General features: G+C 68.2%; 24 protein-coding genes. 10 read left to right on the top strand and 14 right to left on the bottom strand.

Annotated features, from left to right (window positions below; all coding sequences use genetic code 11):
• Positions 1 to 60 precede the first annotated feature (60 nt).
• Positions 61 to 1,182, top strand: a complete 1,122-nt coding sequence (locus AC23D6_RS11200; protein ID WP_487749346.1) for an HDOD domain-containing protein — start codon at positions 61 to 63, stop codon at positions 1,180 to 1,182.
• A gap of 463 nt (positions 1,183 to 1,645) precedes the next feature.
• Here the strand turns inward: AC23D6_RS11200 and AC23D6_RS11195 are convergent, their stop codons facing one another.
• Complete coding sequence (locus AC23D6_RS11195; RefSeq protein ID WP_487749345.1) at positions 1,646 to 2,074, bottom strand: type II toxin-antitoxin system death-on-curing family toxin; 429 nt, start codon at positions 2,072 to 2,074, stop codon at positions 1,646 to 1,648.
• Between the two features lie 10 nt (positions 2,075 to 2,084).
• Positions 2,085 to 2,306 carry an AbrB/MazE/SpoVT family DNA-binding domain-containing protein gene (locus AC23D6_RS11190; RefSeq protein WP_487749344.1) on the bottom strand — a complete coding sequence of 74 codons (222 nt, stop codon included), beginning with the start codon at positions 2,304 to 2,306 and terminating at the stop codon, positions 2,085 to 2,087.
• Positions 2,307 to 2,418: 112 nt separating this feature from the next.
• Between AC23D6_RS11190 and lexA the strand changes: the two genes are divergently transcribed.
• The 5 genes from lexA to AC23D6_RS11165 are packed head-to-tail and all read left to right on the top strand — an operon-like array spanning position 2,419 to position 8,988.
• Positions 2,419 to 3,024, top strand: a complete 606-nt coding sequence (gene lexA, locus AC23D6_RS11185; protein ID WP_487749343.1) for a transcriptional repressor LexA — start codon at positions 2,419 to 2,421, stop codon at positions 3,022 to 3,024.
• Position 3,025: 1 nt separating this feature from the next.
• Positions 3,026 to 3,652 (top strand): translesion DNA synthesis-associated protein ImuA, encoded by a 627-nt coding sequence (imuA, locus tag AC23D6_RS11180; RefSeq protein WP_487749342.1) that lies wholly within the window; start codon positions 3,026 to 3,028, stop codon positions 3,650 to 3,652.
• Positions 3,653 to 3,661: 9 nt separating this feature from the next.
• Entirely contained in the window at positions 3,662 to 5,080 is a 1,419-nt protein-coding gene (locus tag AC23D6_RS11175; RefSeq protein ID WP_487749341.1) for a Y-family DNA polymerase, read from the top strand.
• Positions 5,077 to 8,337, top strand: coding sequence for an error-prone DNA polymerase (locus AC23D6_RS11170; protein ID WP_487749340.1), 3,261 nt, complete (start codon positions 5,077 to 5,079; stop codon positions 8,335 to 8,337). The genes AC23D6_RS11175 and AC23D6_RS11170 overlap by 4 nt, the downstream gene beginning before the upstream one ends.
• 6 nt (positions 8,338 to 8,343) lie before the next feature.
• Positions 8,344 to 8,988: an alpha-ketoglutarate-dependent dioxygenase AlkB gene (locus tag AC23D6_RS11165; RefSeq protein ID WP_487749339.1), complete on the top strand. Its 645-nt coding sequence runs from the start codon at positions 8,344 to 8,346 to the stop codon at positions 8,986 to 8,988.
• 128 nt (positions 8,989 to 9,116) lie between these two features.
• On the opposite strand, the gene flgL is transcribed toward AC23D6_RS11165, so the two are convergent.
• From flgL to AC23D6_RS11105, 12 genes are all read right to left on the bottom strand, one after another.
• Positions 9,117 to 10,319: a flagellar hook-associated protein FlgL gene (gene flgL, locus AC23D6_RS11160; protein ID WP_487749338.1), complete on the bottom strand. Its 1,203-nt coding sequence runs from the start codon at positions 10,317 to 10,319 to the stop codon at positions 9,117 to 9,119.
• Complete coding sequence (flgK, locus tag AC23D6_RS11155) at positions 10,316 to 12,196, bottom strand: flagellar hook-associated protein FlgK (RefSeq protein ID WP_487749337.1); 1,881 nt, start codon at positions 12,194 to 12,196, stop codon at positions 10,316 to 10,318. The genes flgL and flgK overlap by 4 nt, the downstream gene beginning before the upstream one ends.
• A 14-nt stretch (positions 12,197 to 12,210) precedes the next feature.
• Positions 12,211 to 13,275, bottom strand: a complete 1,065-nt coding sequence (gene flgJ, locus AC23D6_RS11150; protein WP_487749336.1) for a flagellar assembly peptidoglycan hydrolase FlgJ — start codon at positions 13,273 to 13,275, stop codon at positions 12,211 to 12,213.
• 1 nt (position 13,276) lies between these two features.
• Positions 13,277 to 14,458: a flagellar basal body P-ring protein FlgI gene (locus AC23D6_RS11145; protein ID WP_487749335.1), complete on the bottom strand. Its 1,182-nt coding sequence runs from the start codon at positions 14,456 to 14,458 to the stop codon at positions 13,277 to 13,279.
• A 10-nt stretch (positions 14,459 to 14,468) separates the two neighbouring features.
• Positions 14,469 to 15,155, bottom strand: a complete 687-nt coding sequence (gene flgH / locus AC23D6_RS11140; RefSeq protein WP_487749334.1) for a flagellar basal body L-ring protein FlgH — start codon at positions 15,153 to 15,155, stop codon at positions 14,469 to 14,471.
• A 38-nt stretch (positions 15,156 to 15,193) separates the two neighbouring features.
• Complete coding sequence (flgG, locus tag AC23D6_RS11135; RefSeq protein ID WP_142124956.1) at positions 15,194 to 15,979, bottom strand: flagellar basal-body rod protein FlgG; 786 nt, start codon at positions 15,977 to 15,979, stop codon at positions 15,194 to 15,196.
• A 797-nt stretch (positions 15,980 to 16,776) separates the two neighbouring features.
• Positions 16,777 to 17,529 (bottom strand): flagellar basal body rod protein FlgF, encoded by a 753-nt coding sequence (locus AC23D6_RS11130; RefSeq protein ID WP_487749333.1) that lies wholly within the window; start codon positions 17,527 to 17,529, stop codon positions 16,777 to 16,779.
• A gap of 116 nt (positions 17,530 to 17,645) precedes the next feature.
• Entirely contained in the window at positions 17,646 to 18,866 is a 1,221-nt protein-coding gene (gene flgE / locus AC23D6_RS11125; protein ID WP_487749332.1) for a flagellar hook protein FlgE, read from the bottom strand.
• Positions 18,867 to 18,902: 36 nt separating this feature from the next.
• Positions 18,903 to 19,586, bottom strand: a complete 684-nt coding sequence (locus AC23D6_RS11120; RefSeq protein WP_487749331.1) for a flagellar hook capping FlgD N-terminal domain-containing protein — start codon at positions 19,584 to 19,586, stop codon at positions 18,903 to 18,905.
• Between the two features lie 27 nt (positions 19,587 to 19,613).
• The gene (gene flgC / locus AC23D6_RS11115; RefSeq protein WP_093303034.1) at positions 19,614 to 20,021 is read right to left on the bottom strand and encodes a flagellar basal body rod protein FlgC; all 408 of its coding nucleotides are present in this window, start codon (positions 20,019 to 20,021) and stop codon (positions 19,614 to 19,616) included.
• 11 nt (positions 20,022 to 20,032) lie between these two features.
• Positions 20,033 to 20,419 carry a flagellar basal body rod protein FlgB gene (flgB, locus tag AC23D6_RS11110; protein WP_487749330.1) on the bottom strand — a complete coding sequence of 129 codons (387 nt, stop codon included), beginning with the start codon at positions 20,417 to 20,419 and terminating at the stop codon, positions 20,033 to 20,035.
• Between the two features lie 199 nt (positions 20,420 to 20,618).
• The gene (locus tag AC23D6_RS11105; RefSeq protein ID WP_487749329.1) at positions 20,619 to 21,575 is read right to left on the bottom strand and encodes a chemotaxis protein; all 957 of its coding nucleotides are present in this window, start codon (positions 21,573 to 21,575) and stop codon (positions 20,619 to 20,621) included.
• A 648-nt stretch (positions 21,576 to 22,223) separates the two neighbouring features.
• Here AC23D6_RS11105 and flgA point away from each other — a divergent pair.
• From flgA to AC23D6_RS11085, 4 genes are all read left to right on the top strand, one after another.
• On the top strand, positions 22,224 to 22,865 hold the full coding sequence (gene flgA, locus AC23D6_RS11100; RefSeq protein WP_487752622.1) for a flagellar basal body P-ring formation chaperone FlgA: 642 nt from the start codon (positions 22,224 to 22,226) through the stop codon (positions 22,863 to 22,865).
• 165 nt (positions 22,866 to 23,030) lie between these two features.
• On the top strand, positions 23,031 to 23,339 hold the full coding sequence (gene flgM / locus AC23D6_RS11095) for a flagellar biosynthesis anti-sigma factor FlgM (protein WP_487749328.1): 309 nt from the start codon (positions 23,031 to 23,033) through the stop codon (positions 23,337 to 23,339).
• Between the two features lie 5 nt (positions 23,340 to 23,344).
• Positions 23,345 to 23,689, top strand: coding sequence for a flagellar protein FlgN (locus tag AC23D6_RS11090; protein WP_487749327.1), 345 nt, complete (start codon positions 23,345 to 23,347; stop codon positions 23,687 to 23,689).
• A 173-nt stretch (positions 23,690 to 23,862) separates the two neighbouring features.
• Positions 23,863 to 25,032, top strand: a complete 1,170-nt coding sequence (locus AC23D6_RS11085) for an ATP-binding protein (protein ID WP_487752621.1) — start codon at positions 23,863 to 23,865, stop codon at positions 25,030 to 25,032.
• Positions 25,033 to 25,055 lie beyond the last annotated feature (23 nt).

The following is a 25,055-nucleotide window of genomic DNA, read 5'->3' as shown; positions in this document are numbered from 1 at the left end:
CGTCCGTGCCGCGCGACCGCGTGGGCACGCATTGAACCTGCAATAAAAAGGGGCCGTGCCTTGCGCATTCTGTACGTTGGCGATACCGCCTGCCTGCCTGACGATCTGGCCGACTACATCGGCGACATGGGAGACGCGTGGACCGTGGAGACGGTCGCCGACGGCAAATCGGCGATGTTCACGGTCTCCAACGGGCCGGTGGACGTGGTGATGGTCGGCCCCGGCTTGCCCGACCTGCCGCCGGCCACGCTGCTCGGCCAGATCCGCACGTTGCGTCCGGAAACCATCCGCATCGCCCTGCTCGAAGGCAGTGCCGACAGCCTGTCCGCGCCGATCAAGCTGATCGGCGTGGCGCATCGGTTCCTGCCGCTGCCGCTGTCGTCGGAAACGGTGCTGGAATCGATCCATAGCCTGGAAGAGCTGCGCGACCTGCTGGACAGCCCGCGCCTGCGCCGGGCGATCGGCCGGGTCGAACACCTGCCGTCGCCGCCGCACCTCTATTTCGCGCTGACCCGTGCGCTGGAAGAAGACGAAGGCACCGCCAACGACATCGCCAAGCTCGTGGCCGGCGACCCGGCCATCGCGGCCAAGGTGTTGCAGCTGTGCAATTCGGCGTACTTCTCCAACGGCCGCTCGATCACCGACCTGCGTGCCGCAGTGACGCGGCTGGGCCTGGGTACGCTGCGCGACCTGGTGCTGGCCAGCGAGGTGTTCTCGATGAAGACCACCTCCAGCGTCGACCGTGCCGCGCTGCAGAATCGTGCGCTGTTGGCCTCGCGCCTGGCGGCCAAGATCCTGCCGCGCACCAGTTCCGAACTCGGCGCCACCGCGGCGCTGCTGGCCGATATCGGCCTGCTGTTGCCGGGCGTACGCGATGAACGCGACACGCCGGTGGCCGATGACGACGACCGCCCCGGCCATACCGAGGCCGGCGCCTACCTGCTGGGCCTGTGGGGCCTGCCGATGCCGATCGTCGAGGCTGTCGCGTTCCATCGTCAGCCGCAGCGTTCCAGCCTGCGCAGCTTCTGGGTGCCCGGCGCCGTGCATGTGGCCGGCGCGCTGGCCAGCAACGAACCGGTCGATGAGAGCTACCTGAAGTCGCTGGGCGTGCTGGACCAACTGCCCAGCTGGCGGCAGATGGCCGAAACCATGGTCGAGCGCGCCGAAGAGCAGGCCGCCTGACGCGTCGTCCGATTCCGCGTACGCGCCTGCGCGCGACGCGGCGTCTGCGATGCTTCACGCCCGTCTCATGGAGCGGCACGCGAGGGGAAGTCATGGCCGTCATTCCGGCGCAAGCCGGAATCCATGGCCTGTCAGCGATGTCCTTTCTTAGGAATGTCAGGGAAGGCAACGGCAAAGTGGGTCCCAGCTTTCGCTGGAACGACGAGCCTCACCCCTTGCCGTCATTTCCGCACAAGCGGGGCCTTTCAGTGATGTCCTTCCTCGCGGATGTCAGGGAAGTCAACGGCAAGGTGGGTCCCAGCTTTCGCTGGGACGACGGGCCCGAATCCTTACCGTCACCTCTTGCCGTCATTCCAGCGCAAGCTGGAATCCATCGTCCGTCAGTGATCCGTATCCCTCGTGCGACGGGAAGCAAAGGCAAGGTGGGTCCCGGCTTTCCGGGGACGGCGGTGGTGCGTCGCTGTCAGGGACTGTAGGCGGGAGAGGGCTCCTGCACCTTGCCCGGAGACGGGATGATGATCCGCGGGCGTAGCCACGCGGCGAAGTCGCTTTCGCCGATACTGCCTTCCGACAGGCCCAGGTACTGCGGATAGAGCTCGTGGTCTTCCGCCGATAGCGTGGCGCCATTGAGCACGATGAAGACTTCGCAGGCCACGGCCGCGATGCGCTTGTTGCCGTCCACGAAGGGATGGTTGCGGGCCAGGCCGAAGGCCGTGGCAGCCGCCAGATCGGCCAGGTCCGGCGCAGGTTGCCCGTAGGCGTGCAACTGCCGGGGCCGCGCCAGCGCAGATTCCAGCAAGCCCTCGTCGCGAATGCCCATGGCGCCACCGTGTTCGGCCAATTGCCGGTCATGGATGGCCAGGGCCAGCGCCCGGCTGATCCAGACGATCATCCGCGCTGCCTCATTGGGCCAGCTTGTGGAGCAGGGTGCGGCGGCTGCGCATCACTTGCTCGGCCACCTCCATCTGCTCGGCCAGGGTGGGGTCGTAGACCGTCAGGCGGATACCGTCGGGGGTCTCGAGCGCGTGGAGTTCATCGCCTTTTTCCAAACGAAGGCGCGCCAGGAGCTCCTTGGGCAGGATGACGCCGGCAGAGTTGCCGACCGTGGTGATCTTGAGTTTCATGACTGCCTCCTTGGCGTTATAACCATGGTTATATTGAGGCGCGGGAGGCGTGAAGGCAAGCCGCACCTCTTTTCTCGCCATGTGAGATCTAAAGGTGTACAAATGTACACCTATGAACCGCGTCGACCTGCCTCCCCAACGTGCCGCTGTCCTGGCCTTCCTGCACCGGGAGCTGGCAGCCGGCCGCGCGCCCAGTCTGGCGGACATCGCCGATGCCTTCGGCTTCGCCTCCCGCAATGCCGCGCAGAAGCATGTGCAGGCCTTGGTGGCCGATGGCCTGGTGGAACAGGCGCCCGGCCAGAAACGCGGCCTGCGCCTGCCGGGCGGCACGGCCGATCTGCTGCCGCTGCCGGTGCTGGGCCGGGTGGCCGCCGGCCAGCCGATCGGGGCGGACATCGGTCTGGACGAGCAGCTGTGGCTGGACCGCCGGCTGTTCTCGCCGCAGCCGGATTACCTGCTGAAGGTGCAGGGTGATTCGATGATCGACGATGGCATCGTCGACGGCGACCTGGTCGGCGTGCACCGCACGCCCGACGCGCGCGACGGGCAGACCGTCGTGGCCCGCATCGACGGCGAACTGACCATCAAGCGCTTGCAGCGCGAACGCAAGCGCATCCGCCTGTTGCCGCGCAATCCCGCGCACGCACCCATCGACGTGCAGCCGGGGCAGGAGTTCGCCATCGAAGGCGTTTATTGCGGCCTGGTGCGGCGCGGCTGAGATGGGTGCGGTCGTCGCCCTCGATACGTTGCTGGCCGCGCGCACGCTGTGGCATGCGGGCCGCAGCGCGGCCATCGCCGCCGATGGTGAATCCACCGGCCATGCCGCGCTCGATGCGCTGCTGCCGCAGGGCGGCTGGCCGCGTCGCGCGTTGACCGAACTGCTGCTGCCCGCCGACGGCGTGGGCGAACTGGCGCTGCTGCTGCCCACGTTGGCGCGGATGACGCAGGCCGGCAGCACGGTGGCGGTGATCGCGCCGCCGTACATTCCGTATGCCCCCGCCTGGCAGGCCGCGGGCGTGGACCTGGCCTTGCTGGAAATCGTGGAAGCCACGCCGCGCGATGCGCTGTGGGCGTTCGAACAATGCCTGCGTAGCGGCGCCTGCGCGGCCGTGCTCGGTTGGCCGATGCACGCCGATGGGCCTGCGCTGCGACGCCTGCAGGTGGCGGCCGACAGCGGGGAATGCCTGGGTTTCGCGCTGCGCGACCGTCGCCATGCGGCCAATCCGTCGGCGGCCGCCTTGCGCCTGGAGGCTACCCGCGATGCGCGTGGCGGCACGCAGTGGCAGGTGCGCAAATGCCGCGGCGGACCGGCGCCCGCACAATCGTTCGCGCTGGTCGCGCATTGAGGCGCGCGCATGCTCTGGGCCTGTGTATTGCTGCCGCAGCTGGCGCTGGACGCCGTCCTCCGGCGTTTGCCTGATCCCGATGCGCCGCTGGCGCTGGTCGGCGGCGCCGTGCAACTGCGCACCCTGCAGGCGGTGAATGCCGCTGCTGCGCAGGCGGGCCTGCGGACCGGCATGCGGCTGACGGCGGCGCATGCGCTGCTGCCGGAGTTCGCGATGGTCGAATACGACCCGACGGCCGAAGCGCGCTGGCAGCGTTTCCTCGCCGCGTGGGCATACCGGCACAGTTCGCTGGTCAGCGTGCAGTGGCCGGGTTGCCTGGTGCTGGAGGTACGCGCCAGTTTCCGCCTGCTGGGGCCGTGGCCGCGCATCGAGGCGCGCTTGCGCGAAGAACTCGGCGCGCTGGGTTTCCAGCATCGCCTCGCCCTGGCACCCACGCCGCGCGCGGCGCACGTGTTCGCCGGCCTGCGCGACGGTCTGGCGGTAATGCAGCCGGCGGCGATGGCCGACATGCTGGACCGCGTGCCGGTGCGGCGCGCACGCCTGCCGGACGACGCCGGCGAGCGCCTGCACCGCATGGGCATCCGCGACCTGCGCACGCTGCGCGGGCTGCCGCGCGACAGCCTGCGCCGCCGTTTCGGCCTGCCGGTGCTGGAGCACCTGGACCGGCTGTACGGCCAGGCCGACGATCCGCTGGCGTACTACGCGCCGCCGGACCACTTCGACGCGCGCATTGAACTCGGCTACGAAGTCGAGAGCCACATGGCACTACTGTTCCCGCTGCGCCGGCTGATCGGCGACCTGTCCACCTACCTGTCCATCCGCGACGGCGGCGTGCAGCGTTTCGTCCTGCGGCTGGAACACGAGCAAGGCCACACCGATGTCGAGGTGGGCCTGCTGGCCGCCGAACGCGAACCCGCGATGCTGTTCGAGCTGACCCGCAACCGCCTGGAGCGCGTGCAGATCGCGCAACCGGTAGTGGGCGTGCGCCTGCTCGCCCGCGAGTTGCCACCGTTCGTGCCGGCCGCGCGCGACCTGTTCGATACGCGACCGCAGCAGCAGCTGCCGTGGCCGCAACTGCGCGAACGCCTGCGCGCGCGGCTGGGCGACGAAGCGGTGCATCGCGTAGCGCCTGCCGGTGATCCGCGCCCGGAACGCGCGTGGCGACGCGTGCAGGGCGACGGTAGCCGCATCGAATCCGCACCGGTACGTCCGCCACGCCCGACCTGGCTGCTGCCGCAGCCGGTGCCGCTGCGCGATCCGCATCCGCGCATCGTGTCCGGGCCGGAGCGGCTGGAAAGCGGCTGGTGGGACGGCGAGGACGCGCGCCGCGACTACTACGTGCTGGAAACCTCGCAGGGCCAGCGGGCCTGGGCGTTCGCGCCGCCGGGCGAGCAGGGCGGCTGGATGCTGCACGGGTGGTTCGCATGAGCTGGGACGATGCAGTGGACGGCGTCGACCGCGACACGCCCGGCGGTCGCCCGCCCCGCGCGTGGGAAGTGGCGCAGCGGTTGCGCCGGCATGCCGCCGCTAACGACGACGGCCCGCAGGAGGATGCCTGGCCGGCCTATGCGGAACTGCATTGCCTGTCGGACTTCTCGTTCCTGCGCGGTGCGGCCAGCGCGGAAGAGCTGTTCGAGCGCGCGCGCGATCTCGGTTACGAAGCGCTCGCGATCACCGACGAATGCTCGCTGGCCGGCATCGTGCGCGGTTGGGAGGCATCGCGCGCGACGGAGGTGTCGCTCATCGTCGGCAGCGAGTTCACCCTGGCGTGCGGGCTGAAGTGCGTGCTGCTGGTGGAAACCACGGCCGGCTACACGCGGCTATGCGAACTGATCACCACCGCCCGGCGCGCCGTCGACAAGAAGGGCTACCGGCTCACGCGCCAGGACGTGGAACGCGTCCTGGGCGATGTCGATGCCGCCATCTGCGGCCTGTTCGCTCTGTGGCTGCCCACGCGGGATATCGACGATGCGCAGGGGCAATGGCTGCAGTCGGTGTTCGGCGATCGTGCGCACGTGGCGGTCGAACTGCACCGTGAGCAGGACGATGTCGCACGCCTGCGGCAGCTGCTCGACGTGTCGACGAGGTTGGCGATGCCGGCCGTGGCCGCCGGCGACGTGCATATGGACGTACGCCGCCGCCGCGCGCTGCAGGACACGATGACGGCGATCCGCCACGTCGCACCGTTGGCCGACTGCGGCGAGCACCTGTTCCGCAACGGCGAACGCCACCTGCGGACGCGACGGGCGCTGGGCAACATCTATCCGCGCACCCTGATCGACGCTGCGGTGGCGCTGGCGCGTCGCTGCAGGTTCGACCTCAAGCGCGACATCCACTACCGCTATCCGGCCGAGCTCGTCCCGGCGGGCCACACGCCCACCACGTGGCTGCGCGAACTGACCGAGCGCGGCATGCACGAACGCTGGCCTGACGGCGCGCCGCCTTCCGTCGTCGCGCAGATCGACGGTGAGCTGGCGCTGATCGAGAAGCTGGAATACGAGGCCTTCTTCCTGACCGTGGAAGACATCGTCCGGTTCGCCAAGGCGCGCAACATCCTCTGCCAGGGGCGCGGCTCGTCGGCGAATTCGGCCGTCTGCTTTGCGCTCGGCATCACCGTGGTGAATCCGGCCGAGAGCCGCCTGCTGATGGCGCGTTTCCTGTCCGAAGAGCGCGACGAACCGCCGGATATCGACGTCGACTTCGAGCACGAACGCCGCGAGGAAGTGCTGCAGTATGTCTACGCGAAGTACGGCCGCCGCCGTGCCGCGCTGGCCGCCACGGTGATCCGCTACCGCGGCAAGAGCGCGGTACGCGACGTGGCCAAGGCGTTCGGCCTGCCTCCGGACCAGATCGCGCTGCTGGCCGACTGCTACGGCTGGGGCAACGGCGAGGCGCCCATGGAACAGCGCCTGCGCGAGGCGGGCTTCGACCCGGAGAATCCGCTGATCCGGCGCGTGCTGGCGGTGACCGACCAGCTGCGCGACCACCCGCGTCACCTGTCGCAGCACGTGGGCGGCTTCGTGATCGGCGATGCGCCGCTGTCCACGGTGGTACCGGTAGAGAACGCCTCGATGGACGACCGCACCATCATCCAGTGGGACAAGGACGACCTGGAGACCATGGGCCTGCTCAAGGTCGACTGCCTGGCGCTGGGCATGCTGACCTGCATCCGCAAAGCGGTGGACCTGGTAGAGAAGCACCGCGGATTCCGTCTGGATCTCGCGCGCCTGCCGAACAATGACGAAGCGACTTTCGAGATGATCCAGGCTGCCGACACCGTGGGCGTGTTCCAGATCGAATCCCGCGCGCAGATGAGCATGCTGCCGCGGTTGAAGCCGAACAAGTATTACGACCTGGTGGTGGAAGTCGCGATCGTGCGGCCCGGACCGATCCAGGGGGGCATGGTGCATCCCTATCTGCGCAGACGGCAGGGCAAGGAGCCGGTGACCTATCCGTCAGAAGAAATCCGCTCGGTGCTGGAGCCTACGCTGGGTGTGCCGTTGTTCCAGGAGCAGGTGATGGAACTGCTGATGAAGGCGGCCGACTACACGGACAGCGAGGCGGACAGCCTGCGTCGGTCGATGGCGGCCTGGGGACGTGGCGGTGACATGGAGCCGCACCGGATCCGCGTCCGTGAGCGCATGACGAAGAAGCATTATTCGCAGGAGTTCATCGACCAGATCTTCGAGCAGATCAAGGGCTTCGGTTCCTACGGCTTCCCGCAGAGCCACGCCGCCTCGTTCGCCAAGCTGGTCTACATCAGCTGCTGGCTGAAACGGCATGAGCCGGCCGCCTTCGCCTGCGCGCTGCTCAATGCGCAGCCGATGGGCTTCTATTCGCCCAGCCAGATCGTGCAGGACGCGCGCCGGGGGCAGGGCGGGCGCGTGTCCATCGACGTGCTGCCCGTCGACGTCGCCGTCAGCGACTGGGACAACACGCTGGAAGGCGGCCATGTGCGCCAGGGTGTCGACGATGGCGGACAACCGTCGCTGCGGCTCGGCTTCCGGCAGGTGGGCGGGCTGTCGGAGGCCACCGGCAAGGCGATCATGGCCGCGCGGGCGGAACGTGCGTTCAACGACGTGCGCGACCTCTGCCTGCGGGCCAGGCTCGATGAGAAGGCGCGCACTGCGCTGGCCGAAGCGGGCGCGTTGCAGTCGCTCGCCGGGCATCGTCATGCCGCGCGCTGGGCCGTCGCCGGCATCGAGCGGCAGCGTCCGCTGCTGCCCGGCAGCCCGGACGAGGACGCGATCGTCCTGCCTGCGCCGACGGTGGGCGAAGACGTGACCTCGGATTACCGAATGACGGGCCTGACGCTGGGCGCGCATCCGCTGTCGTTGCTGCGCGAGCGCCTGCGGCGGCAGCGCGTGGTCGATTCGCAACAACTGCGCGGTTTGCCGCACGGGCGGGGCGCATTCGCGGCCGGCATCGTCACCCAGCGGCAACGGCCGGCGACGGCGAAAGGCACCATCTTCGTCACCCTGGAGGACGAGCACGGCATGGTCAACGTGGTCGTGTGGTCGCACGTGGCGCTGCGCGACCGCAAGGCCCTGCTTGGCGCGCGCCTGATGGCGGTCCGCGGCCGTTGGGAACAGGTGGACGGCGTCTCCCACCTGATCGCACGCCGGCTGGAGGATTTCACCCATCTGCTGGGCGAGATCCAGCCCGGCTCCCGCGATTTCCACTGACCTCCCATGCGTGCGCTGACCGCCCACACCGAAGATCTGTTCGCCCCCACGATGCACCACCTGGTGGATGATGCGCAGGGCGGCATCCGCTACTGGCCGGATGTCATCGATCCTGCGACGGCCCAGCGCTGGTTCGATCTGCTGCACGCGGGCGCGGCCTGGACGCATCTGCAGCGGCCGATGTACGACCGCATCGTCGACGTGCCGCGGCTGCTGGCGAACTATGCCGTGGACGCACTGCCGGCCGACCTGCCGCTGGCCGCGCTGCTGGCCTGCGTGCAAGCCAAGGCGCCTGCGCCGTATACGCGCATCGGCATGAACCTCTATCGCGACGGCGACGACAGCGTGGCCATGCACGGCGACAAGCTGCATACGGTGGCGGCCGGCCATCCGATCACCCTGGTCTCGCTGGGCGCACCGCGGCGCATGCTGATTCGCGCGCGTGAAGGAAAACGCGAGACGCTGGCAGTGGACCTAGCCCCGGGCAGCGTGTTGTCGATGAGCCATGCGTCGCAGCGCACGCACGAGCACGGGATTCCAAAGACCCGGCGTTCGCAGGGGCCGCGAATCAGTGTGGTGTTCCGGGTGAGGCTTCCGTCCCCTGTGGGAACAGGTGGCTTGGCAGGTGTGGGGCGACGTAAGTCGCGATGAGGCGTTACCGGTGGCCCATCGCGACTTACGTCGCTCCCACAATAGTTTCCCGATTCCCCAAAAAAACGCCGCGAGGGTTCGCGGCGTGAGGGCAAGGACTGCTTGAAAGAGGGAAGGACGCGCCGCCGTCAGCCCATCAGCTTGAACAGCGACAACGACTGCATCTGCATGAAGACCGTCTGTGCGGCCTGCAGGGCGGTGTTTTCCATCTGGTAGCGACCGATGGCCTCGGCCCAGTCCAGGTCGCGCAGGGTGGACAGCGTGCCCTGCAGGGTGACGTTGTTGGCTTCGCGCAGCGCCGCCGCATCGTCGATGGCCGACAGCTGCGCGCCGCCACTGGCGCGGGCGTCGATCATCTTGCTTTGCGCCGTGGCGATGTCGCGCATCGCGGCCTGCAGGTTGTTCTGCATGGCGGCGCGCTGCGCGTCGCTGGTGGGGTTGGTCTCCAGCGTGGTGATCAGGCCCTGCACGGTGGCGAAGATGTCGCGCGAGCCCGCTGGGCCCAGCGTGAAGCTGTCGCCGTTGGCCGGTTGGCCGTCGATCCTCATTTGCACGCCAGCGAAGGCGATGCTCTCGCCCTTCGCATACGTGCCGGTGGTGACGACGGTACCGCCGCCATCGACCACCTGGTAGGTGTCGCCGGCGCCGAAGCTGAGCGTATACGTGCCGCCGTCCCAGGCCGCGGAATCGGTGACGCTGAACCCCATCAGCAGGCCGGTGCCGGTATTGCCCGGCGCGGCCTGGCCGTCGATGCGGCCATCGCCCGTGCGCAAGCGCAGGAACACCTCGCTGCCCGGCAGGGTGTCGGCGACGAACATGTCCGGCGCCACTTCCACCTGCCGCTGGGTCTGGTCGCCGCTGTAGATCACGCCGCCGCCGGAAATCGCGAACGGCGCGCTGCCGTCGCTGGTGCCGCCGAACAGGTAGCGCCCGGCGCCGTCGGTGCTGTTGGCCAGGTCCAGCAGGCCGGCGTAGATCGCCTTCAGTTCCGTGCTGATCGCCTTGCGGCTGTCTTCGCCCATGGCCGCGTTGTTGGCCTGGATGACGAGTTCGTTGACGCGCGCCATCGCATCGCCGACCTGGGTCAGTGCGTTCTCCTGCAGGCCGAGGCGGTTCTGCACCGCATTGGCGTTCATGCCGAAGCGTTCGAGTTCGGCCACGGCGCGATCCAGCCCGACCGCGGTGCCGGCGGCCACGGGATCGTCCTTCGCCGTGACCAGGCGCTGGCCGCTGGCCAACTGTTGCTGGGTGTGCGCCAGCTTCGCCTGCTTGGCCAGCATCGTCGTGATCGACTGCTGGTACATCATGCCGGTGGAGATGCGGTAGTTCATCGGCGGGTCGCGGCCAGGAGGGATTGGAAGAGCGTGTCGGCGGTGGCGATGATCTGCGACGCCGCCTGGTACGCCTGCTGCAGGCGCATCAGATCGGCGGCTTCTTCGTCGAGGTTGACGCCGGAAATCGCATCGCGCGCGGCCTGCGCCTGGTCGTGGATGACCTGCTGGGCCTGCGCGGAATAATCCGCCTGGCGCGCCGCCGAACCGACCTGCGTGGTCAGCCCGCCGATCGCGCCGTTGAGCGTCAGCGTGCCGCCGTTGAGCACGCGTGCGTCGTCGAGGTTGGACAGCAGCTTGGCGTTGCCGTTGTCGCTGGAATTGGCGCCGGTGGGCCCCACGCTGAAGGTGTCGCCAGCGGCAGGCGCACCATCCAGCACCACGCTCCAGCCGTTGTAGGCGATGGTCTGGCCGGGCGTGTAGGCGAACGGGCCGGTGCCGTTGATCGTGTACTGCGTGGCGTCGAGGAACTCGATGTCGACCGGCGCCAGCAAGCCGGCGTTGGCGGCGTCGGTGACCTTCAGGCCGCTGAGCTTGCCGCTGCCGGTGTTGGCCAGGTCGGTGGTCGCCTTCACCGGCGTGGCGGCGGCGATGCGACTGGGGTCGGTGATCGCCACGCTCAGATTACCGGCCGCGCCGGCGGTGGGCTGCAGCAGGAAGCGGTCGTTCGCCGCCGGCGTGCCGGAGGCGAGCACGACTTCAATGCCGTTGACCACTAGCGGATCCGCGGCCGTGCCGGTGCCCGTCATCGGGATGCTGGCGCCGGTATCCGGATGCGTGGCCACCCAGCCGGTCCCATCGAAGCGCAGCAGCACGTTCTGCGCGTTCAGTCCAGCGACGCTGCCGACCGAGGTGGTCAGGTTGGCGTTGCCGGTGTTGTTGGCGTTGGAAGAGATGCGCGGCGCCGCCAGGCTGAAGAAATCCGCACCCATCTGCCCGTACTGGTCCATGCCCGCGCGGTGGCCTTCGTTGAAGGTCTGCGCCAGCGAGGTCGCGATGCGGCCGAGCTCGGCCATCGCCGGGTCCAGCACGGTGGTGCGGAACTCGACCAGGCCGCCGATCTGACCGCCGAGCGCGCGCTTGTCGAGCGTGACGCGCTGGCCGTTCGTTTCCAGCGCGACCTGCAAGCGCTCCGGCCGATACGGATCGGCGACGGTGACCAGCGTGCTGGCAGTAGCGCCGACCACCAGCGGTTGTCCACCGGCGCTGAACACGTTCACCAGCCCGCCGTCCTGCGTGACCGCGTTGCCGCCGGTGAAGGCGACCAGTTCACTGATCAGCTGGTCGCGCCGGTCCAGCAGGTCGCCGGACGGGCTGCTGCTGCCGCCGATCTGGCCGTTGAGCTGGGCGATTTCCTTCGCCAGCCGATTCACTTCGCCGGTTGCCGCGGTGAGACCGGCGTTGACCTCGGTGTCCAGCCCGTCGAGGTGCTGGTCGATCTGGCGGAAGCGGGTGACCAGCGCGTTGGCCTGCGCCAACACGCTTTCACGGTCGGCGGAGCCGGCGGCATTGGACGACAGCGCATTGACCGAATCGAAGAAGCTGGACCACGGCGCGCTGATGCCGGTGGCTTTCTCCGAGAACAGCTGGTCCAGGCGCGTGGACATCACCGACAGCTGCTGCAGGCGCGAGAGTTCGCCGCCGCTGTCGAGCAGGCGCGAGGTGGCCAGCGAATCGGCCATCCGGCGCACGTCGACGATCTGCACGCCGTTGCCCTGGTACCCGTAGCCGAAGAACGTACCGTCGCGCGCTTCGAACTCGGTGCGCTGGCGCGAATAGCCCGGCGTGTTGATGTTCGCAACGTTGTGGCCGACGGTGGACAGCGCCCGCTGGAACGCGATCAGGGCGCTGCTGCCGGTGGCGAGAAGGTTCGACATGCGTTATCCCCTGGTCAGCGCCGCAGCGCGTTGCCGATGGCGTTGCCCACGACGTTGCCGACCGGGCCGCCGACCGTGGTGCCGATCGCCGACAGCACCTTGCCCAGGGTGGGGCCGTTGGCGATGGAGGCGATCTTGTTGGCGTAGGTCGGGTCGGTGGCGTACCCGGCGCGCTGCAGGCCGCGGGCGAAGCCGACGATGTCCTTGCCGGCCGACAGCGCCTGCTGGTAACGCGGGTTGTTCTTCAGCATGCGCACGTAGTCGGCGAAGCTTTCGGCCGGCGACGAATACGCGCGGAAGTCCGCGGTCTCGGAATGCTTCACGCCATTGGTGTACTCGTGGGTGGCGCTGCGCGCGCGTTCGCCCTTCCAGCCGGTGGCCTTGATGCCGAACAGGTTGTGCGCGCTGTCGCCGTCGCCGGTCTTGATCTGGCGCTTGCCCCAGCCGGTTTCCAGCGCCGCCTGTGCGACCAGTGCGCGCGGGTCCACGCCCAGTTCCTTGGCGGCCTTCTGCGCATGGCCCCAGATCTCGGCGACGAAACGCTCCGGCGTATTGCGCGCGTACTTCGACGGATCGGCCGAGGCGACCTGTTCGACCTCATCGCACGCCGCATCCGGGCGCACGGTGATGGTGTCCAGGGTGATCGTGTCCGGCATCGCCGTGCCGCCGTGCGTGTCGCGGCTGCCGATGCCGCGGCCGGCGATCGCGTCGAGCATGGAATCGGCATCGGTGCCCGGCAGCAGGCGCTTGTACGCCGACAGCGCCGTGGTCGCCGGCACCGCGGGCGTGGCCGCGTCGGTGGCGCCCAGCTGGCGCGCGATCATCGGGGCCAGGCCCAGGCCGCGACCCTGCGACATCGCGGTGGCGATCTGCTGGTCGTACATGTCGCGGAAGACCTGGTTCTCGCCCGGGAACAGCGAATCGCCGAAACCCGCTTCGCGCATGCACTTGATCATCATCTGCGCGAACTGGCCCTCGAGTTTGCGCGCGACCTCGTGGATGCGGGCGTTGTCGGCCTTCGCGCCGGCGTCGGCCAGCGGCAACGAGGGAGTGAGGGCGCTGAGCGGGGCACTGGCCATGTCAGATCACCTCGAGCTCCGCGCGCAAGGCGCCGGCCTGCTTCAGGGCTTCCAGGATCGCGATCAGGTCGCCGGGCGCGGCACCGACTTCGTTCACCGCGCGGACGATCTCGTCCAGCGACGTGCCACCCTCGAACTTGAACATGCGGTTGCCTTCCTGGCTGACCGAGACGCTGGACTGCGGGGTCACCACGGTGGTGCCGCCGCGGGAGAATTCGTTCGGCTGGCTGACGTTCGCCGACTCGGTGATCGTCACCGTCAGCGAGCCGTGCGTCACCGCCGCCGGCATCACCTGTACCTGCGCGCCGATCACGACGGTGCCGGTACGGGCGTTGACGATGACTTTCGCTGGCGCGCTGCCGGGCGTGAGTTCCAGGTTTTCGACTTGTGCGAGGAAGTTCACCCGGCGCGAGACGTCGGCCGGTGCACGCACGGCGACCGTCACCGCATCGATGGCGTAGGCGCTGCCGCTGCCGAAGCTCTGGTCCAGCGCCGCGACCATGCGCGACACGGTAGTGAAGTCGGCGCGGTGCAGGTTGAGGGTGACGGTGCCTTCGCCGCTGTCGAGTGCATTGGGGATCGCGCGTTCGACGGTGGCGCCGTTCGGGATGCGGCCCACGCTGGGCACGTTGACCGAAACGCGCGAACCGTCCTTGCCTTGCGCGCCGAAGCCGCCGACCACCAGATTGCCCTGGGCGATCGCGTAGACCTCGCCGTCGGCCCCGCGCAGCGGGGCCATCAGCAGGCTGCCGCCACGCAGCGAGGTGGCGTTGCCGATCGAGGACACGGTGATGTCGATCGGCTGGCCGGGCTTGGCGAAGGCGGGCAGGTCGGCGTGGATGGCCACGGCGGCGACGTTCTTCAGCTGCGGATTGACGTTGGCCGGGACGTTGACGCCCAGCTCGCCCAGCATGTTCTTCAGGCTCTGCACGGTGAAAGGCGCCTGGCTGGTGCGGTCGCCCGTGCCATCCAGGCCCACGACCAGGCCGTAGCCGACCAGCGGGTTGCTGCGCACACCGCCGACCTGCGCCAGGTCCTTGATGCGCTCGGCGCGCGCGGCCGGCGCCAGGCAGATCAGCACCAGCCCGATCCAGGCCAGCAGGCCCAGCAGCGTGTAGGGGTCGATACGGCGCGGTTTCTTGGTCGGCGCGGCGTTGGAACGTTCGGGGTTCGGCGTATCCATGGCGCGCGGCTCAGTTCGGGAAGATCGGGGAGTTGAAGAAACGGCCCAGCCAGCCCATCGAATTGGACTGCGCGATCGCGCCGCGGCCGCCGTAGGCGATGCGCGCGTCGGCGACCTTGCCGGAGGAGATCGTGTTGTCCGGGTTGATGTCGGCGGGGCGGACGATGCCCTGGATCTGCACCAACTCGTCGCCCTGATTCAGGCGCATGTTCTTCTGGCCCTGCACGACCAGGTTGCCGTTGGGCAGGCGCTGGATCACGGTGACCGTCACGCTGCCCTGCAACTTGTTGCTCTGCGCGCTGTTGCCGGCGCCGCTGAAGCCGCGGTCGCCGTTGATCGAAGCGCTGAGGATGTCGCGCCCGTTCCAGGTGACCGGCGCGCCGGCGATGTTGGGCGCGGCCAGGCTGACTTCGCTCTGCTTGTCCACCGAGGTGGTAGCCGAGGTTTGCGCGGTGGTGTTCTCCACCAGGTTGATCGTCAGCAGGTCGCCCACGTCGCGCGCGCGGCGGTCGGCGTACAAATTCAACCCGGGGCCGGCGCGGTAGATCGAACCCGCGGTGGCCGGCGCCTGCGCGGCGACGATCGGCTGGATGGGCTGCATCGGTGCGTAGGGACGCACGTCGCCGTAATAGCGCGCGCAACCCGGCAACAGGACCAGGGCGCAGGCGAGGGTAGTGGCGGACGTGGAGCGCTTCATGGCGAGCCTCGTGGTGTCTCGTGGGGGCGTCAGGCGGATCAGACGTTGTTGTTGAGGTAACCGAGCATGGAGTCGGTGGTGGAGATGGCCTTGGCGTTCATTTCGTAGGCGCGCTGGGTTTCGATCATGCTCACCAGCTCTTCCACGACATTGACGTTGGAGCCTTCCAGCGAGCCCTGCACGACGCTGCCCAGGCCGTTCAAGCCGGGTGTGCCGTTCTGCGCGGGACCGGAGGCGGTGGTTTCGACATAGAGGTTTTCGCCCTTGGCCTGCAGGCCCGACGGATTGACGAAATCGGTCAGCGTCAGCGAACCGATCTCCAATGCCTGGGCTTGGCCGGCCATGGTCACGCTGACGGTGCCGTCGTTGCCGATCGTCATCGACTGCGCGCCCTCGGGCACCTGGATGCCGGGTTGCACGGGATAACCGCTGTTGGTGACCAGTTCGCCCTGCGCATTGATCTGGAACGAGCCGTCGCGGGTATAAGCCGGCGAGCCGTCAGGCAGCAGTACTTCGAAGAAGCCGCGGCCGTTGACCATCACGTCGAGCGAGCGACCGGTCTGCTGCGGGTTGCCCTGCTGGAAATCCTTGGAGGTCGACACGACACGCACGCCGGTGCCGAGCTGCAGGCCGGACGGCAGTTGGGTCTGCGAGGAGGTGGAGCCGCCCGGCTGGCGCACCTGCTGGTACAGCAGGTCTTCGAAGCTGGCGCGGTCGCGCTTGAAGCCGGTGGTGTTGGTGTTCGCCAGGTTGTTGGAGACCACGGACATGCGCGTCTGTTGCGCGTCCAGTCCGGTCTTGGCGACCCAAAGGGCCTGATTCATGGCGGGGTTCCTCGCGGGTGAAGGGGTGAAACCGCGTGCTGCGGTTCCTCGCCCTCTCTCAGGCAAGTCCTGTGCCGAAACGGGTGTCGTAAGTCCGGCGCGGGTGCGCGGCGGAAAGCTGGCGGGCGGCGGGCCGGCAGGCGTTCTAGCGTTTTTGGGCATGGTGCCGCTCGCCGCGGGGGCCTCCTTTCTTTGCTTGTGCAAAGAAAGGAGCAAAGAAACACACCCCAGGCGGCACGCCCTCCGCGCTGTGCGCTCCGGGTTCGCGAGCGGTCCGGGAATTTTCGTAAGGCACATCCATGTGCCATACGAAAACGCCGCCCATCCAGGGCGGCGCCCTTCGGGTTTTACCCGGCCCACTCGCCGTGCCTCATGGGGCCCTGAAGAGCCAAGTCAGAGGCGTGCACGCCGGATCTGTCCGTGTTGGCTTTCGGGGCCCCTTTAGGTTCGGCAGTCCCGGCGGGTAAAACCCGCAGGACGGCGCACATGGATGTGCGCCGTTTTCGGCCGGGGCAGGAGGCCCCGTCCGAAAATTCCCGCCGGGACTGCGCACCCGTCGCGCAGCGGCGGGCGGACCGCCGGGGGGTGTTTCTTTTGCCTACTTTTCTTTGCACAAGCAAAGAAAAGTAGGGCCCCCGCGGCGAGCGGCACCATGCACCAACAGAAGAAGGCCCGTCCCGACAGGCCATGAAACCCATCCATCGCGGGCGTGGTACCAGACAGAGCGCGTGGCGAATACCGACTTCGTTGCCCCTCACCCCAACCCCTCTCCCGATGGGAGAGGGGCTTAGAAGTTACTAGCCGCCCAACCGCAGCAGCTGGTTCGACGACTGCGCCATCTCGTCGCCCGTGCGGATCACCTTCACCTGCATCTCGAACTGCCGCTGCAACTGGATCATCTGCACCAGCGCCCCGGCCGCGTCTACGTTGCTGCCTTCCAGCACCCCCATCGTCAGGCTGTTGCCGGTGGCCGTGGGAAGTGCGGGGGCTTGCGGATCGGACGGGCGCATCAGACCGTCGCCGCCGCGGGCCAGCTGAGACTGCGCCGCTTCCACGATGCGCATGCGGCCCACGACCGCCATCGTCTGCGGGCCTTCGCCCTGCGGCACGATCGAGACCGTGCCGTCGGCGCCGATGTCGATGGACTGCGCCGGCGGTATCGCGATCGGATTGCCGTTCTCGTCCAGCACCGCGCGGCCGCCGGCGGTGACCAGCTGGCCGTTCGGAGTGACGTTCAACTCGCCGTTGCGCGTGTACGCCGTGCCGCCGTCGGCGGCCTGCACGGCCATCCAACGGTTCGGCTGCAGCGAGGCATCGAGCGAACGCCCGGTGACCATCTGCGAACCGGTGCGGCCGTCGAAGCCCGGATCGATCAACACCGCGTCCACCCGCGACGGGAATCCCGGGCCCTGGATCTTGAACGCCTCGGTGCCGGCCAACGCGGCCTTGAAGCCCTTGGTGTCCACGTTGGCCAGGTTGTGCGACACGGTGCCCTGCGCCTGCAGCGAGGCGCGTGCACCGGTCATCGCGACATAAAGCGCTTTATCCATGGGGAAAGGCCAGCAGTGAGTGGGGAGGAGTGAGGAGTGAGGAAGGGCGGAGGTGTGGGTTCAGCGAGTGCGGTTGACTCCACTCACGCCTCACTTCTCTCCGCTCACGCCTCGCCTCACCTGATGTTGATCACCGCCTGGGTGATCTGGTCCTGCGTGGACAACGCCTGCGAATTCGCCTGGAAATTGCGCTGCGCCACGATCATGTTGACCAACTGCTCGGTCAGGTCGACGGTCGAGGACTCGAGCGCGCCGGAGGCCACCTGGCCGAAGTCCGAGGTGCCCGGTGCGCCGATGCGCGGCTCACCCGACGCGTAGCTGTGCGTCCAGGTGTTGTTGCCCTGCGACACCAGGCCCTGCGGGTTGGAGAAGTTGGCCAGCGCGACCTGGCCCAGCGCACGGTCTTCGCCGTTCGAATAGCGGGCGTAGACGACGCCGGTCTCGGACACGCTGAACTCGTTGAGCTTGCCGGTGGCGTAGCCGTCCTGGTTCTGGATGCGCTTGGAGAACTGCTCGCCGTACTGGGTGGTGCCGCTGATGTCCAGGGTCATGTTCAGCACGCCGGCGCCGGTGCTCGGCGTGAACGGCGCCAGGGCGACCTGGCCGTTGGCCGGCGCGGTCAGCGCGCCGTTGTTGTCGAACTGCACCGTGGTCGCCGCGCCCATCGAGGTGCCGTCGACGTAGACGTGCATGTTCCACTCGTTCGGGTTGGGCGTCTTCACGTAGTAGACGGTCTGCTGGTGGGCCACGCCCAGCGAGTCGTACACGGTGACCGAGGTGGTCTCGTTGTAGCTGGCGCTGTCGGTCGGCGAGAACGGCGTGATCGTCGGCTGCGCTGCGTTGCCCGGCAGGGTGACGCCGAGCTCGACATTGGTGGTCGGCGAGGGCGGGCTGTCGGTGGTCAGCAGGCGCAGGTCGGTCATGCTGCCGGTGTCGAAGCCGGTGCCGTCGGCGCGCGGCGGGAACACCTGCAGGCGGTAGCCTTCCGGCGTGGTGACGTAGCCGTTGGCATCGCGCTGGAAGTTGCCCGCGCGTGTGTAGACGTTGGTGCCGTTGTTGCTGACGGTGAAGAAGCCTTCGCGGTCGATCGCCATGTCGAGGTAGCGGCCGGTCTGGTTGATGTCGCCCTGCGAGAACTGCTGAGCGACGTTGGTCAGGCGCACGCCGGCGCCGATGCTGTTGCGCGTCAGGCCGTAACCGGTGGTGGAGAACACCTCGGCGAACTCCGCGCGCGACTCCTTGAAGCCGGTCGTGTTGACGTTGGCGATGTTGTGCGAGGTCACGTTGAGGTCGGCATTGGCCGCCCTCATGCCGGACAGCGAGCTGTTGAATGCCATGGAAGACTCCTTGCGGGTACGGTGGGAGCGTGAGGGTCAGGTCGCCGACTTGCCGATGCGCAGCACGTAGTCGAGCGGGGCGGTGCCCAGGCCGGGCAGGTTGAGGTACAGCCCATCGGAACCGATGGTCACGCTGTCGACGGTGGCGTCGACGTAGGTGTTCAGGGCGGTGGCGGTGCCGTCGGCGGCCGTGTGGGTGGCCTTGATCGAGTACGTGCCTTCCGGCGCGCGTTCGCCGTTGGCCTTCAGGCCATCCCACGCGAACGTGGTCTCGCCCTTGGCGGTGGCATCGACTTCGATGGTGTCGACCACGACGCCGCTGGCGTCGGTGATCTCGAACTTCACCGTACCCGCACTCGGTGACATCACCAGGCCGGTGGCGTTGCCGTTGGCCGGCAGGGCCACCGCATCGGACGGTACCACCACGGAATGGCCGACCAGCGAGGCGCCCTTGAGCACCTGGTCGCCGGTCAGTGCGGCGGTGAAGCCGGTGACGGTGCCGTTGAGGTCGCTGATGCCCTGCACGGTGGAGAACTGCGCCAGCTGGGCGACGAATTCGCTGTTGGACAGCGGCTTCAGCGGGTCCTGGTTGGCCAGCTGCTGCGTCATCAGGCGCATGAAGTCGGCCTGGCCCAAGGTATCGGCCTTCTTGGCCGTGGTCGCTGCGCCAGTGGTGCTGGTGTTGATCGCGGCGAAGGGATCGCCGTTGACGGTGGTCATGTGCGTGTTCGCTCAGTCGGCGGGGCGTCAGCGGCCCATGGTCAGGGTGGCCAGGGCGAGTTCCTTGGCGGTGTTCAGTACTTCCACGCCGGCCTGGTAGCCACGCGAGGCGGAGATCAGGTTGACCATCTGCGCCACCGGATCCACGTCTGGCGCATACACATAGCCATCGCCATCGGCCATCGGATGGCCGGGCTCGTAGCGTTTGATCGGCGGCGCTTCGCTCTGGGTGATTTCCTTCACCTGCACCGAGGTCAGCGAGCCGTCGGCGTTGAGCGGACGGGCCTGGAAGATCGGCTCGAGCGGTTTGTAGACCGCTTCAGGCGAGGACGCGATGGAATCGGCGTTGGAGAGGTTGCTGGCGATCGTGTTCAAACGCACCGACTGCGCCTGCAGCGCGGAGCCGGCGACGTCGAAGATGGGCAGGTTGCTCATGGCGCGTCCCCTTACTGGCCAGTGATGGCGGTGAGCATCGTGCGCACCTTGGATTCGATGAAGCTCAGCGAGGCGCGGTACTCCAATGCGGCCCGGCCGTAGGCGGCGCGCTCGGTGTCGGCATCGACGGTGTTGCCGTCCAGGCTGGGCTGCACGCCGGCGCGTTCGAACACGCGCGGGCTGGCATCGAGCAGGGTGAGGTGCTGCTCGTGCGTGGTCTGCAGGGGCGAGGCCTTGGCGGCGGCCTGCTCCAGGGCGGCCTGGAAGTTGAGGTCCTTGGCCTTGAAGTTGGGCGTGTCCGCGTTCGACAGGTTGCTGGCGATCAGCTGCATGCGCTGCTCACGCAGCGGCAGCGCCGCGGCATGGACGCCCAGATAATTGGAGATGGGATTGGACATGGCACCGCTCCGGCAGACCGTTGCCGGGGGTGCTGCAAGGCGTGTGCCAGAACACGGTCGACGCCTCAACTGGCGTCTTGATGGCCCCCTTGGTAAGGGGGCGATTCGCGCCAGCGGCGCGAATGGGGGATCGGCAGCGTGCGGCGGGGCCCGGGATTCGCGTAGCGGATCCTGGGGGTCTTATCGCATCGCGATAAGACTATGCCGCCGCCATTTGCGCGGCGGCGACCTGATTGAGCCGGAACAGCACGTGCTCGGCCAGCTCATGCGGGCTGTACTTCGCCACGAAGGCGTTGGCGCCCACGCGTTCGACCATGGCGTTGTTGAACACGCCCGACAGCGAGGTGTGCAGCAGCACGTACAGGCCGGACAGGCCCGCGTGGCGCCGGATTTCCGTCGTCAGGGTGTAGCCGTCCATGGCCGGCATCTCGATGTCGGAGATGACCATCGCATACCGCTCGGCCGGGTTCTCGCCGGCGGCGTGCACCTGCAAGAGGTGGTCCAAGGCCTGGCGGCCGTCGGAGAGCAGGGTGGCGGTGACGCCCAACTGTTCCAGCACGCTGCGGATCTGCGAGCGCGCGACGCGGGAGTCGTCGACCACCAGTACCTGCATCGGCGGGGCATCCGGGGACAGCGCCATTTCGGGCGCGAGCGTGGCGTCCATGCGCGACTGGCAGATGTCGGCCAGCACGCTTTCCACGTCGATCACCTGGATCAATTCGCCCTGGAAACGCGTTACCGCGGTCAGGAAGCTGTTCTCCGCGCCCAGTTCCGGCGGCGGATGGATGTCTTCCACGGCGATGTTGACGATGCGCTCCACGCCGCTGACCAGGAAGCCTTGGATGGAGCGGTTGAACTCGGTGACGACCAGGTAGTTGGGCGCGTTCTCCGGGCTGGGGTCGCGCTCGGGGTGGCGGATGCTCAGGCCCAGGTCGAGCACGGGTACGGAGCGCCCACGGACGTCCGCCACGCCGACGAATTCAGGCGGCAGGCCGGGCAGCTGGAACAGGTCCGGCCGGCGCAGGACTTCCTGCACCTTGAAGACGTTGACGCCAAAAAGCTGACGCCCGCCCAGGCGGAACAGCAGCAGGGCGAGGCGGTTGTGGCCGGCCAGGCGGGTGCGCTGGTCGATGCGGTTGAGCAGGTCCTGGGTCATGTCCAGCATATCGGCCGGGGGGTGGGGGTCTTGAGTGGTCGTCCACGTGCTGTCCAGACATGGTGCCGCTCGCCGCGGAGGCCTTCTTTCTTTGCTTGTGCAAAGAAAGAAGCAAAGAAACACACCCCAGGCGGCACGCCCTGCGCTTCGCTCCGGGTCCGCGAGCGGGCCGGGAACTACGTAAGGCACATCCATGTGCCATACGAAAACGCCGCCCATCCAGGGCGGCGCCCTTCGGGTTTTACCCGGCCCACTCGCCGTGCCTCATGGGGACCCTGAAGAGCCAGGTCAAAGGCGTGCACGCCGGATATGTCCGTGTTGGCTTTCGGGGCCCCTTTAGGTCCGGCTGTCCCGGCGGGTAAAACCCGCAGGGCGGCGCACAAGGATGTGCGCCGTTTTCGGCCGGGGCAGGAGGCCCCGTCCGAAAATTCCCGCCGGGACTGCGCACCCGTCGCGCAGCGGCGGGCGGACCGCCGGGGGGTGTTTCTTTTGCCTACTTTTCTTTGCACAAGCAAAGAAAAGTAGGGCCCCCCGCGGCGAGCGGCACCATGCTGGAGCACCCAGGATCTTGAAGAGGCACTCTGAGGCGCACCTTCTGGCACAACGCTTGCACCTCCTCCGCCGATGAACCGCCGGAGCCTGCCCATGCTGCGCCTGACCACCGCCCTGATCGGCGGCCTGACCGCGTGCGCGGTGATGGCGGCGGACTTCCAGCCGGTCGACACCATCAAGGCTGCCGCCCTCGGCGCGTTGCCCGCGGGCGCCGAGGCCGAGGCCACGCTGGACCCCGCACTTCGCCTGCCGCGCTGCAGCGGATCGCTGGTCGCGCGCGTACAGGGCAGCAACAGCGTGGAAGTCAGCTGCCCGGACGGCTGGCGCCTGTTCGTGCCCGTGCGCGTGCGCCGCAGCCAGACCGTGCTGGTGCTGAGCCGTGGCATTGCGCCGGGCGAAACGATCACCGCCGACGCCTTCATTCCCGAAACCCGCGACGCCTCGCGCATCGTGGGGGCCGCTGTCGCCGATCCGTCCCAGGCCGTGGGCCGCGTCGCCCGCCGCACGCTGAGCGCGGGCGCCGTGCTGTCAGCTTCCGATCTGGTCGCGCAGCGCCTGATCCGGCGTGGCGACAATGTCGCGCTGGTGTCGCGGCGCGGCGGCGTGGAAGTGCGTGTGGTGGGCAAGGCGCTGGGCGATGCCGGCGAGAACGAACGCGTCACCGTGGAAAACCTTTCCTCGCGCCGGGTCGTGCAGGGCGTGGTGGGGCCGGGCGGCGACGTCTGGGTCAGCCGATGAAAAAAAGTTCGCATCGCCCCTCAAGTTGTCCGAAAGGGAGCCGATACCGACGCTGGGTGGAAGAACCGGCGACAATCCGGCCTCTGCGGAAATGTGGAATCCGTCACTAAAGTTGGCGCTTCCACGGCCGATAACCTCGATGAACCCTGTTACAGGTGAACCAACATGAGCCAGAAAATCGAAGGCACTCCCCCTGCCGCCGTACGCAGCACCGGCCCCGTGGGCGGCCGCGTTGCCCCGGCGGGTGCTGACCGTTCGCGGCCGGTGGAAGCCAGCACGGGCGGCGACAGCCTGCGCCTGACCGGCGAAGCCGCCAGCCTCCAGGCCGTGCAGCGCGAACTGTCGACCGCCCCGGCGATCGACCAGGCCCGCGTGCAGGCCGTGCGCGAAGCGCTGCAGGCCGGCACGTACCAGATCAACGCCGAAGCGATCGCCGACGGCATGCTCGGCCTGGAAGACCAGCTGGGCGGTTGAACCGGATGAGCCACGCCCCCCTCCAGCGACTGTCCGCGGCCCTGGAAGAGGAGCGTCGCGCCATCGTCGAGCACGACGTGGAAGCGCTCGTGCGCTCCACCCAGGAAAAGCTCGACGCGCTGCGCGCGCTGGAAGCGGCTGCGGCCGGTTTCGGCTTCCCCGCCGAACTGCAGGCACGCCTGTCCGAGTTGGCCGAGTTGAACCACGCCAACGGCATTTTGCTGGCGCGCCGCCGCCGCGAAGTGAACTGGGCGCTGCGCCACTTGGGCCGCAGCGAAAGCACCGGCGCCTACGACGCGCAGGGACAGACGACGGCGGTGTCCGCGGTCCGTCCGCTGGCCGTCGCCTGAGCAACACGCCGCCCGCGTCGCGAACTGCGACGCCGCAACTTGCCGGCATCCCGGCACCGCCCGATACTGGCCACCCCTCGCCGCCGCCGATCGCGACCGTGGCCAGCGCGCCTTCTCCCAATCCTTCCCACGATGCCCACCCGCACGAGCGGGCGCCGCGCTTCGCCGACCTGATGGCGCTGGGCGAACTGATGGACGACGGCTACCTGCTCTGCCGGGGCGATGGCCATCCCATGCACGCCAACGCCGCTGCGCGCGCGCTCGTGCCCGAACAGGGCGACGCGCTGAGTGCGCTCGTGGCGCTGCTGCCGGCGGAGGCGATCCGCACCGCGCGCGAGGAGGGGCGCTGGAACGGCGACCTCACCCTGGCCGACGGCCTGGTCCTGCAGGTGCGCGCCTATTGCCACGACACCGGCGACGGCGGCTACTGCCTGATCGTCTTCCACGACGTCAGCGAAGCGCATGCGCGCCAGCAGGAACTGCAACGCCGGCACGCCCAGCTTCGGCAGACGCTGGTGCGGCTGGCCGGTGCGCAGGAACAGCTGGTGCAGTCGGAGAAGATGGCGTCCATCGGCCAGCTTGCCGCCGGCGTGGCGCACGAGATCAACAACCCGATCGGCTACGTGCACTCCAACCTCGGCTCGCTGCAGGAATACCTGCACAGCCTGTTCTCGCTGATCGAGGTCTACGAGCGCGCGCTGCGCCTGCCGGACCCGAAGGTGATGCTCCCCGAGATCCAGGAGATGCGCGACCGCTACGACATCGACTTCATCACCGGCGACCTGCCGCAGCTGATGTCGGAGTCGCGCGAGGGGATCGAACGCGTCACCGCGATCGTGCGCAATCTCAAGGATTTCTCCTATTCCGGTCGCGACGACAGCTGGAAATCGGCCGACCTGCATGCGGGCCTGGATTCCACGATCAACATCATCTGGAACGAACTCAAGTACAAGGTCACGCTGGAGAAGCACTACGGCAAGCTGCCGCTGGTGCAGTGCCGTCCCTCGGAGTTGAACCAGGTGTTCATGAACATCCTGCTCAACGCCAGCCACGCGATCGACGAGCGCGGCACCATCACCGTCAGCACCGGCGTGGACGGCGACGAGGTGTGGATCGACGTGCAGGACAGTGGCCACGGCATCCCGGACGAGATCCTGCAGCGCATCTTCGATCCGTTCTTCACCACCAAACCGGTCGGCAGCGGCACCGGCCTGGGCCTGTCGATTTCCTACGGCATCGTGAAGAAGCACAACGGCCGCATCGAAGCGCGCAACATCCCCGGTGCCGGGGCCTGCTTCCGCATCACCCTGCCGATCCGTCAGCCGGCCGCCGACGCGGCGTAAGCGATCTGATTCTTGTGGGAGCG

The sequence above is a fragment of the Pseudoxanthomonas sp. G3 genome (genome assembly GCF_057654715.1).
This window is presented reverse-complemented; position numbering and strand designations above follow the sequence as displayed.